This window comes from Rubellimicrobium rubrum (assembly GCF_006152115.1).
GTDB lineage: Bacteria > Pseudomonadota > Alphaproteobacteria > Rhodobacterales > Rhodobacteraceae > Rubellimicrobium > Rubellimicrobium rubrum.
In genome coordinates this window covers 36,275-47,995 of the sequence record NZ_VDFU01000018.1, presented here as the reverse complement: position 1 = coordinate 47,995, position 11,721 = coordinate 36,275, and the positions used below count along the sequence as shown (strand labels likewise).

Annotated in this window: 11 protein-coding genes; 5 read left to right on the top strand and 6 right to left on the bottom strand. The window is 70.0% G+C overall.

The window, feature by feature from the left end; translation table 11 throughout:
• Positions 1-13: 13 nt before the first annotated feature.
• Positions 14-1,252, bottom strand: coding sequence for an ABC transporter substrate-binding protein (locus FHG66_RS14480; RefSeq protein WP_139077778.1), 1,239 nt, complete (start codon positions 1,250-1,252; stop codon positions 14-16).
• A gap of 124 nt (positions 1,253-1,376) precedes the next feature.
• Here FHG66_RS14480 and FHG66_RS14475 point away from each other — a divergent pair, with 124 nt between their 5' ends.
• The 3 genes from FHG66_RS14475 to FHG66_RS14465 are packed head-to-tail and all read left to right on the top strand — an operon-like array spanning position 1,377 to position 4,616.
• Entirely contained in the window at positions 1,377-2,408 is a 1,032-nt protein-coding gene (locus FHG66_RS14475) for a LacI family transcriptional regulator (RefSeq protein ID WP_139077821.1), read from the top strand.
• Between the two features lie 10 nt (positions 2,409-2,418).
• Positions 2,419-3,474 (top strand): sugar phosphate isomerase/epimerase family protein, encoded by a 1,056-nt coding sequence (locus FHG66_RS14470; protein ID WP_139077777.1) that lies wholly within the window; start codon positions 2,419-2,421, stop codon positions 3,472-3,474.
• A gap of 14 nt (positions 3,475-3,488) precedes the next feature.
• Complete coding sequence (locus FHG66_RS14465) at positions 3,489-4,616, top strand: Gfo/Idh/MocA family protein (RefSeq protein ID WP_246082616.1); 1,128 nt, start codon at positions 3,489-3,491, stop codon at positions 4,614-4,616.
• Between the two features lie 31 nt (positions 4,617-4,647).
• Here FHG66_RS14465 and FHG66_RS14460 read toward each other — a convergent pair whose 3' ends face one another.
• Positions 4,648-5,526, bottom strand: a complete 879-nt coding sequence (locus FHG66_RS14460) for an LOG family protein (protein ID WP_246082619.1) — start codon at positions 5,524-5,526, stop codon at positions 4,648-4,650.
• 219 nt (positions 5,527-5,745) lie between these two features.
• On the opposite strand from FHG66_RS14460, the gene dapD reads away from it, so the two are divergent.
• Positions 5,746-6,573 carry a 2,3,4,5-tetrahydropyridine-2,6-dicarboxylate N-succinyltransferase gene (gene dapD / locus FHG66_RS14455; RefSeq protein ID WP_139077775.1) on the top strand — a complete coding sequence of 276 codons (828 nt, stop codon included), beginning with the start codon at positions 5,746-5,748 and terminating at the stop codon, positions 6,571-6,573.
• Between the two features lie 7 nt (positions 6,574-6,580).
• On the opposite strand, the gene FHG66_RS14450 is transcribed toward dapD, so the two are convergent.
• The 4 genes from FHG66_RS14450 to pyrC form a co-directional block, all read right to left on the bottom strand.
• Positions 6,581-6,970 carry a response regulator gene (locus tag FHG66_RS14450; RefSeq protein ID WP_139077774.1) on the bottom strand — a complete coding sequence of 130 codons (390 nt, stop codon included), beginning with the start codon at positions 6,968-6,970 and terminating at the stop codon, positions 6,581-6,583.
• A complete protein-coding gene (locus tag FHG66_RS14445; protein WP_139077773.1) occupies positions 6,967-9,285 on the bottom strand; it encodes a PAS domain S-box protein in 2,319 nt (772 codons plus the stop codon). Before FHG66_RS14445 ends, FHG66_RS14450 begins: the two co-directional genes overlap by 4 nt.
• A 111-nt stretch (positions 9,286-9,396) precedes the next feature.
• Entirely contained in the window at positions 9,397-10,002 is a 606-nt protein-coding gene (plsY, locus tag FHG66_RS14440; protein ID WP_425471743.1) for a glycerol-3-phosphate 1-O-acyltransferase PlsY, read from the bottom strand.
• Positions 10,002-11,282: a dihydroorotase gene (gene pyrC, locus FHG66_RS14435; RefSeq protein WP_139077771.1), complete on the bottom strand. Its 1,281-nt coding sequence runs from the start codon at positions 11,280-11,282 to the stop codon at positions 10,002-10,004. Before pyrC ends, plsY begins: the two co-directional genes overlap by 1 nt.
• 198 nt (positions 11,283-11,480) lie before the next feature.
• On the opposite strand from pyrC, the gene FHG66_RS14430 reads away from it, so the two are divergent.
• The gene (locus tag FHG66_RS14430) at positions 11,481-11,702 is read left to right on the top strand and encodes a DUF3072 domain-containing protein (protein ID WP_139077770.1); all 222 of its coding nucleotides are present in this window, start codon (positions 11,481-11,483) and stop codon (positions 11,700-11,702) included.
• The last annotated feature ends 19 nt before the right edge of the window (positions 11,703-11,721 follow it).

Here is an 11,721-nt window from a genome sequence, read left to right as displayed (position 1 = left end):
CGAGGTGCTCAGGTCACTCGGCGTTGGCGATGATCTCGGCGAAGCGCGCCTGCGCGTCGGTCGCGCTCATGTCGGTCGCCCAGAACTCGGTCATCAGGTCGTTGATCTGCTGCGACGTGTCCGGCGTGACCAGCATGTTGGTATCCGGCACGGTGTTGCCGGCGGCCAGGATCTCCAGACCTTTCTTCATGCAGTCGTTCGCGTCGGCGAGATCAACGTCGCCGCGCACGGGCAGCGAGCCCTTGGCGAGGTTGAAGCTGACCTGCACATCGGGCGAGACCAGGAGCGATGCCAGTTCCTTCTGCGCGGCCTCGACCTCGGGGTCGTCCTGCTTGGGGAAGTAGAAGGCGTCGCCGCCGGTCGAGATGATCTCGTTCACGCCAAGGCCGGGGAGGCAGGTGTAGTCCTGACCCGCGACCATGTTGGCCATGGCGAAGTCGCCCTGCGCCCAGTCGCCCATGATCTGGCCCGCGGCTTCGCCGGTGATCACGAGGTTGGTGGCCTGCTGCCATTCCTGCACGTTCGATCCGCGGGCGAGTTCGCGCGCCTGGGCCGCGGCTTCGAAGACGGCCGTGAACTCGGGGCCGTTGACGACCGATTCGTCATGGTCCTGGTAGACGGCGAGCCAGGGCTCCTTGCCGGCCAGCGCGATGGCCATCACCTGGAAGGCACCCGAGGACTGCCAGGGCTGGCCGCCCAACGCGAGCGGGATCTTGCCGGCGGCGCGGACCTCATCGGCGGTGTCCACGAACTCCTGCCAGGTGGTCGGCACGGTCAGGCCCAGGTCTGTATAGACCTTGTTGTTGAGCCACATCCACTGCCAGGAGTGGATGTTCACCGGGGCGCAGTAAACGCGGCCCTCGATGGTGCAGGCGTCCAGCAGCGACGGCGGGTTGACGAGATCTTTCCAGCCCTCGGCCTCGGCCACGTCGGTCAGATCGAGAAGAAGGCCGGCTTCCATCAGCTCTTCGGCCTGGCGGCCGTGGTTGAACTGGAAGGCGTCCATCGGGTCGCCGCCCAGGATGCGCGAGATCATGATCGGACGGGCGGTGTCGCCCCCGCCAGCGATGGCGTTGTCCACCCAAGTATGCGTGCCGGTGGCGTTGAGCGCTTCGGCGAACTTCGACACGGCGTTGGCTTCGCCGCCCGAGGTCCACCAATGGCTGACTTCGAGTTCGACGGCGCCCGCGGTGGTGCCGGCAACAGCGGCGCACAGGGCAGTCGCCCCCAGCAGGCTGGTGGTCAGTTTCACGTTTTTATCCTCCCGTGTGGAAAACGTCTCGTTTCCTATAACGATTTAGGAGTATGACGAATCAGACGCGGCTGACAAGCGGGATTCGCGCGCCGTGTGCTGGAGGAGAGAAAACGTGAGCGACATGGCGGCGGAGGACCCCCCTCCTCCCCAGGTGGAGGAGCGGCCCGAGAAGCCGACTCTCAAGACGATCGCGCGCCGCACCGGGCTGGCGGTCGCGACGGTGTCGCGTGCCCTGGCGGATGCCCCGGACCTGCGGACCGACACCAAGGCGCTGGTCCGCCGCGTCGCGGACGAGCTCGGCTATGTGCCCAACCGGGCGGGGCTGCGCCTTCGCACGGGGCGGACGCAGGTCATCAGCCTCGTCATGTCCACCGAGCACGACATGATGAACAACACGGCGCGGCTCATCTCCTCCTTGGCGGGAACGCTGCGCGAGACGCCCTTCCACCTGAACGTCAGCTACTTCTTCCCCGGAGAGGATGCGCTCCGGTCCATCCAGCACATCGTGGAGATGGGCCTCGCCGATGCGGTGATCTTCAACCAGACCCAGCCCGCCGACCCGCGCGTGGCCTGGCTCATGGCCCAGCGGTTCCCTTTCGCGACCCATGGGCGGACGCACTGGGCGGGCCAGCATGCCTGGGCGGATTTCGACAACAGGGCCTTCGGGGCCATCGCCGTCCACAAGCTGGCGCGGGCGGGGCGGCGGCGCATCGTGGTGATCGCCCCGCCGCTGAACCAGAACTACGCGCAGGACATGGTGGCGGGCGTCATGCAGGCCGGGGCCGAGACAGGAGCCGAGGTGCGCGTGCTGCCCGACGTGTCGAGCGACGCGGCCTCGGCCGTCGTTCAGGCTGGGATGGCGCTAGCGCTGGCCGAGGGGGTTGACGGCCTTGTCTGCGCTTCGACCAACTCGGCCATGGCCTCCGTCGCCGCTCTCGAGGCGCATGGCCTTCGGCTCGGCCGCGAGATCGACCTCGTGGCCAAGGAAGCTATTCCTTTCCTGACGCTCTTCCGGCGCGAGATCATCGCCATCCGGGAGGACGTGGCGCGGGCGGGCTCGGTGCTTGCGCGCGCCGCGATCCGCGCCATCCGCGAACCCGAGGCCTTGCCGCTTCAGGACCTCGAAGTACCCCAGGACGACCAAGACCACTGAAAGGACCACGATGACCAGCCAGATCAAGGGCCCGGCGATTTTTCTCGCGCAGTTCGCAGGCGACGAGGCGCCCTTCAACACGCTTCAGGGCATGGCCGGATGGGCCGCCTCGCTCGGCTACAAGGGGGTTCAGATCCCGACCTTCGACGGCCGCCTCTTCAACCTCGACCGCGCGGCCGAGAGCCAGGACTACTGCGACGAGGTCAAGGGCATCTGCGCCGAGGCGGGCGTGGAGATCACGGAGCTTTCGACCCACCTCCAGAGCCAGCTCGTGGCGGTGAACCCGGCCTACGACCTCGCCTTCGACGCCTTTGCGCCGGCGCATCTGCACAAGAACCCCAAGGGGCGGCAGGAATGGGCCGTGGACCAGGTCAGGAAGGGCGCCACCGCGTCCCGCCGCATGGGACTGAACCGGCATGTGGGCTTCACCGGCTCGCTCGCCTTCCCGTTCCTCTACCCCTGGCCCCAGCGGCCCGAGGGTCTGATCGAGGAAGCCTTCGCGGAGCTTGGGCGCCGCTGGCGGCCGATCCTCGATGTGTATGCCGAGAACGGCGTGTCCTACGGCTACGAGATCCATCCCGGCGAGGACGTCTTCGACGGCGCGACCTTCGAGATGTTCCTTGATGCCGTGGGCGGGCATGTCGCGGCGACCATCAACTACGACCCCAGCCACTTCGTGCTGCAGCAGCTCGACTACCTGGCCTTCATCGACATCTACCACGAGCGGATCAGCTCGTTCCACGTCAAGGACGCCGAGTTCAACCCGGACGGGCGGCAGGGCGTCTATTCGGGCTATCAGCCCTGGATCAACCGCGCGGGGCGCTTCCGGTCCCTGGGCGACGGGCAGGTGGACTTCAGCGGCATCTTCTCCAAGCTCACGCAGTACGGCTACGACGGCTGGGCTGTGCTGGAATGGGAATGCGCGATCAAGTCGCCCGAGCAGGGCGCGGCCGAGGGCGCGCCCTTCATCGCGTCGCACCTGATCGACCGGGCCGCCAAGGCCTTTGACGACTTCGCCGGGGCGGAGCGGGACGACGTCGCCATCAAGACGATGCTGGGACTTTGAACGGAGGGACGACCATGGCGCAACGACGCCTGAGACTGGGCATGGTGGGCGGGGGCCGCGGGGCCTTCATCGGGGCCGTCCACCGCATCGCGAGCCGCATCGACGACCGCTGGCACCTCGTGGCCGGGGCGCTGTCCTCGGATCCCGAGCGGGCGCGGCTGTCGGCCGAGGACCTGAACATCGCGCCCGACCGCGCTTATTCCGACTTCCGCGAGATGGCGCGGGCCGAAGCGGCGCGCGAGGACGGCATCGACGCGGTCAGCATCGTGACCCCGAACCACATGCACGCCGGGCCCGCCATCGCGTTCCTCGAGGCGGGCATCAACGTCATCTGCGACAAGCCGCTGGCCGCGACGCCCGAGCAGGCGCAGCAGATCGCGGCGGCCGTTCAAGCCTCCAAGGCCCGGTTCATCCTCACGCACAACTACACGGGCTATCCGCTGATGCGGCAGGCCCGGGAGATGATCGAGCGGGGCGACCTGGGCGAGATCCGGCTGATCCAGGCCGAATACGCGCAGGACTGGCTGACCGAGAGCGTGGAAACGGCGGGCGACAACAAGCAGGCCGCCTGGCGCACCAACCCCGAGATGGCGGGCGCGGGCGCGCTGGGGGACATCGGCACCCATGCCTTCAACCTCCTGAGCTTCGTGACGGGGCTGAAGGTCGAGGCGCTGCTCGCGGACCTGCAAAGCTTTGGCGCGGGGCGGCAGGTGGATGACAACGCCCATGTGCTCCTGCGCTTCGCGAACGGCGCGCGGGGCACGCTCTGGGCATCGCAGGTCGCCCCGGGCAACGAGAACGGCCTGCGGCTGCGGATCTACGGCACCAAGGCCGGGATCGAGTGGTCGCAGGAGAACCCGAACGTCATGACCTTTGCCCCCCTGGGCCAGCCCAAGCAGATCGTCACGCGGGGCGGCGCGGGGCTCGGGACGGGCGGCAACCGCTGGACCCGCATCCCCCCGGGGCACCCCGAAGGGTACCTCGAAGGGTTCGCGACGATCTACACGGATGCCGCCGACCTGATCCTGGGCACGGGGGACGGAGCGCTCCTCCCGACCATCGAGTCGGGGCTGGACGGCATGTGGTTCATCGGCGCCTGCCAGCGGTCGTCCCAGGCCGGGGGCGAGTGGGTCTCGCGCTAGGCCCCTGGGCCGGGCGGCGGAGGCCCGGCCCTCAGCTTCCGTCGCCCGCCTGGTCCGGAGCGCCGGGCCGGGGGGCATCCCCTCCCGAGCGGCCGGGAAGCGCGTCGCGCTTCTCGGTGCGGCAGGCCCAGGTCCGCATCGCCTCGAGCGCCTCCTCGGCCGTTTCCACGCAGCGGAACAGGTCGAGATCCTCGGCGGCGATGGTGCCCGACTCGGCCAAGGCCTCCCAGTCGATGATCCGCCCCCAGTAGTCCTTTCCGAACAGCAGGAACGGCACCTTGGCCATGCGGCCGGTCTGGATCAGGGTCAGCGCCTCGAACATCTCGTCGAGCGTCCCGAAGCCGCCCGGAAAGACGCAGACCGCCTCGGCCCGCATCAGGAAGTGCATCTTCCGGATCGCGAAGTAGTGGAAGTTGAAGCACAACTCGGGCGTGACATAGGCGTTGGGCGCCTGCTCGTGCGGGAGCACGATGTTGAGGCCGATGCTGCGCCCGCCCGCCTCCTGCGCGCCGCGGTTTCCCGCCTCCATCACGCCGGGACCGCCCCCGGTGACGATGACGGCCCGGCGTCCCCGGCTTTCGACCAGCGACGCCTCGGTCACCAGATAGGCAAAGCGCCGCGCCTCCTCGTAATACTTGGACAGGGAGGCCAGCATGGGCGTCCGGGCCTGGGCGGCATGGGCCGCGTCGGGGATGCGCGCGCCGCCGAACAGGACGACCGTGGTTTCCACCCCCGCCTCGTCCAGCATGAGCTGCGGCTTGAGAAGCTCCAGTTGCAGGCGCACGGCCCGCAGGTCCTCGCGCAGGAGGAAGTCGTCATCCGCGAAGGCCAGCCGGTAGGTGGCGGACTGGGTCTGCGGCGTGACCGGGACCTGGGCCACGGTCTCCTTGTCCTCGACGCTGTCGCGCATGGGATGGCGGAGAGGCGGCTCCTCCGTCAGGCCGGTGTCGGATACGGTGTCGGGCTCGGTAGCGGCGGGGGTGTCGTCGGTCATGGTCGTGTCCTGTGGTGATGGCCGGGGACATGGCACGGATCGGAGGAAAACCAAACCCGCCCCGGCATCGGCGCTGATTGCGCGCCAGCACCCCCGGCCCTATGACGCCCCGACGCCAAACCGGAGGTTCTGCCCATGTCCCACGCTGCCCTCGAAGCCGCCATCGAAGCCGCCTGGGAGGACCGCGCCTCCCTTACGCCCCAGACCCGGGGCGAGGCCCGCGATGCCGTGGAAGCCACGCTCGATGCGCTGGACAGCGGAACGCTCCGGCTGGCCGAGCGGGGCGCGGACGGGCAGTGGACCGTGAACCAGTGGGCCAAGAAGGCGGTGCTGCTGGGCTTCCGCCTGAACGACATGGTGCCGATGGAGGGGGGGCCGCAGGGCTCGGCCTGGTGGGACAAGGTGGATACCAAGTTCAAGGGCTGGGACGAGGCGCGCTGGCGCGAGGCGGGTTTCCGGGCCGTGCCGGGCGCGATCGTGCGGCGGTCGGCCTTTGTGGGCCGCGGCGCGATCCTGATGCCGTCCTTCGTGAACCTTGGCGCCTATGTCGGCGAAGGGACGATGGTGGACACCTGGGCCACCGTGGGCTCCTGCGCTCAGATCGGAGCCAACGTCCACCTGTCGGGCGGCGTGGGCATCGGCGGCGTGCTGGAGCCCATGCAGGCGGGCCCGACCATCATCGAGGACAACTGCTTCATCGGCGCGCGGTCCGAGGTGGTGGAGGGCTGCATCGTGCGCGAGGGGTCGGTCCTCGGCATGGGCGTGTTCATCGGCAAGTCCACCAAGATCGTGGACCGCGCCACCGGCGAGGTGACCTACGGCGAGGTGCCGCCCTATTCCGTGGTCGTGGCCGGGTCGATGCCGTCATCGGGCGGCATCAACCTGTACTGCGCGGTGATCGTGAAGCGCGTGGACGCCCAGACCCGGTCCAAGACCGGCATCAACGACCTCCTGCGGGACTGATCGCCCGTCAGGCCGCCAGCACCTGGGCCATGACCTGGCCCAGGTCACGCTCCTGGAACGGCTTCTGGAGCAGGGGCTGGCCCGCAAAGCCGGCCGGCACGCCCGCTGCGCCGTAGCCGGTCGCAAAGGCGAAGGGGATGCCGCGGCGGCGCAGTTCCTCGGCCACCGGGGTGGTCATCTCGCCTGCGAGGTTGACGTCCAGAAGCGCCGCATCGACGGATTCCGCGCCCAGAAGCTCGATGGCGCGGCTGACGCGGGCGGCGGGGCCGATCACCGTGGCGCCCATGTCGGTCAGGATGTCCTCGATCAGCATGGCGACGATCATCTCGTCCTCCACGACAAGGATCCGCTTGCCGGCAAATCCCCCATTCGCCCCTGCGGGTCCTTCTTCCGTCATCCGGCATCCTCCGTCGGCAATGGCGCGTCCACGCGGCACATAACACCTGTGGACAGATAGTCGATGACCACTTCGCCGCCAAGCTCGGCCGCGAGGCCCTGCTGGATCAGGCGCGAGCCGAAGCCCCGTCGCGCGGGCGGCGGCACCGGGGGGCCGTTCCGTTCGACCCAGGACAGGCGCAGGCGACGGCCTTGGGGCAGGTCCGCCACGGTCCAGGACAGATCGACCTGGCCCCCGGAGATCGACAGCGCGCCGTACTTGGCCGCGTTGGTGGCCAGCTCGTGCAGGGCCATGGCCACGGCCAGAGCCATCTGCGGGGGGAGCCAGACCCCCCGGCCCTCTAGGGCGATCCGGTCGGGGCCGCCGGCGAAGGGCTGGACCGCACGGCGGGCGATGTCGCACAACTGGGCGCCTTCCCAGCTTTCCTGGGTCAGCACGTCATGGGCGCGGGCCAGCGACAGGAGGCGCGCCTCAAAGGCGTTGCGCACGGTCGGGTCCACCTGCCCCAGGCGAAAGGACTGGATGGCCAGGGACTGCACGACGGCCAGGGTGTTCTTGACGCGGTGGTTGAGTTCGTTGACCAGAAGGGCCTGCTTCTCCTCCGCGCGCCGGCGCTCGCTGATGTCGAGGACGGACCCCACGTCGCCCAGATAGGCGCCGTCCGGGGCCAGGCGGGGGCTGGCCGTGTCGATGACCCAGGCATAGCTGCCATCCGCGCGGGCCAGGCGGTACTCCGTCTGGAACGGGCGGCGCGCGGCGCGGGCGGCGGTAACGATCGCCTCGGTTCGGGGGCGGTCATCGGGATGGATCGCCATCAGGACGTTCCGGTCCATGGCCTGGGACAGGTGGCTGCCCGTGAACTCCTGCCAGATGCGGTTGACATAGGTGCAGCGCCCGTCGGCGTCGCTGGTCCAGATCATCACCGGCGCGCTGTCGGCCATGGCGCGGAACCGGCCCTCGCTTTCGCGGAGCGATTCCTCGGCCTGCCGCTGGGCCGTGATATCGCGCGAGATCGCCAGGAGGCGCGCGGGCCGCCCGTCGTCGCCCACGATGGGGGACACCACCACGTCCCAGAACCGGGGGGTGCCTCGAACGGTCCGAGCCTCCTCGCGGAAGCGGCCGAGCCGCCCCTCCCGCGCATGGGCAAGGGCAGCTTCGACCTGCGGCTTGGCGTCGTCCGGCCAGATGTCGGGCCAGTAGCGCCCCTCCAGTAGGCTGAAGTCGTCCACCTGCATCACGCGCTGGCCCCCGGTGCTCATGAAGCGGAGCCGGCCATCGAGATCGAGGAGCTTGATGCAGTCATCCGAGATTTCGAGGATGTCTCGGGTGAGGGCCTCGTTGCTGCGGAGGGCCCGAAGGGCGCGCGACGCTTCCATGGCGGCGCAGGTGCGCTCGGCGACGTCACGGATCAATTCGACCTCGGCCTCGGACCAGACGCGGGGGCTGGCCGAATGGACGAACAGAACCGCCGCGAGCGTTCGGGCCCGCAGCACCGGGGCCGCCACATGGGCGCGCACACCCAGTTCCGCATGGGCGGCCCGTTCCCTGGGGCCGATCCGGGGATCGCCGTTGGCGTCGGCCACCGCCGCCGCCTCGCCGCGCCGAAGGGAGGTCGCGATCCAGGGGCCGAACGCATCGAGCCGATGCGCGCCCACGGCCGAGGCGACCCCGGCCGTCCAATCGCGGGTCACCGTCAGGACTTCGCCCGTGGCGTCGGCCCGCGCGAAGCCGCAGCGCAGGACGCCGAGATGCGGCCCAAGGCGGGCTGCGGCGGCCTCGGCGATGGCGTCCGAGTCGTCGAGCGCCCCCAGCACATCGCCCAGATCCGCCAGCCACGCCTTGCGGGACAGCATCTCGCGCCGGGGCGCGTCCGTGGCGTTCTGGACCGGTCCGTTCCCCAGATCCTGCGGGACAAGGGTGCACAGGACACCGCAGGGCCGGCCGGCCTCGTCGAGCACGGGCCCTGCGGACAGGATGGCCCGACCCCGCCGGGGGCCGAGATGGACCGTCGCGATCCGACCCTCGCCCGCCGAGGCGGCCCCGATCTGGGTCAGGAGCCCCTCGCCCAGGTCGCGCCAGACCTCGCTCGCGGGGGAGCCGGGGCGGACCTGCCGCGCCAGCAGCGCCTCGAAGGCTGCGTTGCCGAACCCGGTCAGATCGGCGCCCCAGCCGACCCACATGGGCACGGGCGCGGCCAGCGCGGCGCGGACCACGGCCCGGATCGCGGGATCTCCGTCGCCGGCAACGCCGGGCGGGAGCCCCTGCGGCTCCGACCCATGGAGCCCGGCGGCGGGGGACACGGCCGGTGACGGCATGACCCCGCCTCCCGAAGCGGAAAGACTGAGGTCGGCTCGGGTCATCCGGATCTGCGCATGGTTGCCATGACCAACCGACATAGTCCGGCCCGAGGCAGCAACAAACCTATACTATCGTCGTCCGATCCGGGGCTCCGTCCCCGCGCGGAGGCGGGCGATGTTGGGACTGTGCCGCCACAGCACCAACGCTGCCAGCCCGATGCCCAGGACCGCCACGGCTCCCCAGCCCAGCGACACCGCCCAGACCGGGGCCAGCACCGCCGCGACCAGCGCCGCAAGGGAGGAGATCCGGGTGATGAAGGCCGTGGCCAGCCAGGTCAGGCAGGCCGCAATCCCCACGGGCCAGGCTACTGCCAGCAGGACCCCCAGGAAGGTGGCCACGCCTTTGCCCCCCTGGAACCGGAGCCAGATGGGGAAGCAGTGGCCCAGGAACGCCGCGAAGCCCGCGACCTGCGCCGCGTCCTCGGCCGCGAGCGCCCGCGCCAGCAGAACCGCAACCGCGCCTTTGCCTCCATCGAGCAGCAGCGTCGCCGCCGCCGCGCCCTTGCTGCCGGTTCGCAGGACGTTGGTGGCGCCGATGTTGCCCGATCCGATGGCCCGCACGTCGCCCAAGCCTGCGGCGCGGGTGATCAGCACGCCGAAGGGCACGGAGCCCAAGAAATAGCCGAACACGGCCCAAAGCAGCAGCACGCCCAGGGGCGACACGAGATCCGGCATCATCCCTCCCACACGCGGTGGCCCGCGACCCAGGTGCCCCGGACACGCCCCTGCAGGCGGGCTCCGTCAAAGGGCGTGTTCTTGGACTTCGACCTCATCTTCCAGCGGTCGAGCACGAAGGGCGCATGGAGATCGAAAAGCACGAGATCCGCCGGAGCGCCCACCACCAACCGCCCGGTAGGCAGGCCCAGGCGGCGCGACGGGTTCAGCGATAGCGCCCGGAACAGTTGCGGCAGTCCGATCCGGCCGCCATGCACCAGACGCAGCGCGGCCGGGAGCAGCGTTTCCAGGCCCACGGCGCCCGGGGCGGCGGCCTCGAAGGGGAGGCGCTTGGATTCCTCGTCCTGCGGCGTGTGCATGGAGCAGAGCACGTCGATGAGGCCGGAGGCCAGCGCCTCCACGGCGGCCTCGCGGTCCTCCTCCTGCCGGAGCGGGGGGACGAGCTTGAAGAAGGTGCGGTAGTCGCCGACGTCGAAGTCGTTGAGCGTGAGATGATGGACCGACACGCCCGCCGTGACGTCGAGCCCCTGGGCCTTGGCCCGCGCCAGCGCCGGAAGGGCGGCGGCGGTCGTGACCTGATCCGCATGGAGCCGCGCGCCCGTCATCTCGGCCAGGGCGAGGTCGCGTTCCAGCCCCAGACGCTCGGCCATGGGGGAAACGGCGGGAAGGCCACGAAGGGAGGCGAACTTGCCCGAGGTCATCACCGCGCCGCGCGACAGGCCCGGGTCCTGCACATGGCTCACCACCAGCGCGCCCAGTCCCTTGGCATAGGTCAGGGCGCGGCCGAAGACGCGGGTGTCCTCGACCACGCGGTCGCCATCGGTGAAGGCGACCGCGCCCGCGTCCCGGAGGAAGGCGATCTCGGTCATCTCGCGCCCCTCACGGCCCTTGGTCAGGGCGGCCATGGGCAGGACGCGGACGGGGCTGTCCTGGGCGGCGCGGCGGGCCACGAACTCCAGGATCTCGGGCGTGTCGATGGCAGGAGCCGTGTCGGGGCGCGTTACGATGGTGGTCACGCCCCCGGCTGCCGCGGACAGTCCCGCGGTGCGGAAGCTTTCCTTGTGACGCTCTCCGGGCTCGGAGACCTTGACGCCCCAGTCCACGATGCCGGGGGCGAGGTGCCGTCCGCCTCCGTCCACCACCTCGGCAAATCGCTCGAGGCTTTCGGGCGCCGCAGGAAGACGTTCGGCGATGGCACCATCCCGCAGGACCAGCGCGCCTGGGGTTTCGGTCCCGGCCTCGGGGTCGATCAGGATGACGTTGTGGATCAGCGTCGTCATGCGGGGGATCCGCCCATGCCTGTCATCACTGCCGTCCCCTGCCGCCGCGTCCCCCTCCCCTATACCGCGCCGGGGTCGCCTCGCAAGGCGGGCGCGGCCGGACCCGCGCGACCGGCCCAAGCACGAGGGCGCGAGGAACGGAACCCGCGGCCAGCCAGAACATTATATGAACACAACGATGAGCGGAGCATCAGGATCATGGCCGACGCGAACACCAAGACCCACCCCGAGGGGAACGCCGAGAAGGACCCGCATGACTGGGTGACCGGCGACGAGCCGATGACGGGGGCGCAGGCGTCCTACCTCAAGACGCTCTGCGAGGAGACCGACGAGGAGTTCAACGAGAACCTGACCAAGGCCGAAGCTTCGGAGATGATCGACCGGCTTCGCGACAAGTCGCCCCGGCTGAAGCACGACTGAGCCGTCACGGGCGCGCGAA

Coding starts and splice junctions, on each gene's coding strand:
- FHG66_RS14475 (WP_139077821.1), top strand. CDS start 1,377: ATGGCGGCGGAGGACCCCCCTCCTCCCCAGGTGGAGGAGCGGCCCGAG.
- FHG66_RS14470 (WP_139077777.1), top strand. CDS start 2,419: ATGACCAGCCAGATCAAGGGCCCGGCGATTTTTCTCGCGCAGTTCGCA.
- FHG66_RS14465 (WP_246082616.1), top strand. CDS start 3,489: ATGGCGCAACGACGCCTGAGACTGGGCATGGTGGGCGGGGGCCGCGGG.
- FHG66_RS14460 (WP_246082619.1), bottom strand. CDS start 5,526: ATGCGCGACAGCGTCGAGGACAAGGAGACCGTGGCCCAGGTCCCGGTC.
- dapD (WP_139077775.1), top strand. CDS start 5,746: ATGTCCCACGCTGCCCTCGAAGCCGCCATCGAAGCCGCCTGGGAGGAC.
- FHG66_RS14450 (WP_139077774.1), bottom strand. CDS start 6,970: ATGACGGAAGAAGGACCCGCAGGGGCGAATGGGGGATTTGCCGGCAAG.
- FHG66_RS14445 (WP_139077773.1), bottom strand. CDS start 9,285: ATGCCGTCACCGGCCGTGTCCCCCGCCGCCGGGCTCCATGGGTCGGAG.
- plsY (WP_425471743.1), bottom strand. CDS start 10,002: ATGCCGGATCTCGTGTCGCCCCTGGGCGTGCTGCTGCTTTGGGCCGTG.
- pyrC (WP_139077771.1), bottom strand. CDS start 11,282: ATGACGACGCTGATCCACAACGTCATCCTGATCGACCCCGAGGCCGGG.
- FHG66_RS14430 (WP_139077770.1), top strand. CDS start 11,481: ATGGCCGACGCGAACACCAAGACCCACCCCGAGGGGAACGCCGAGAAG.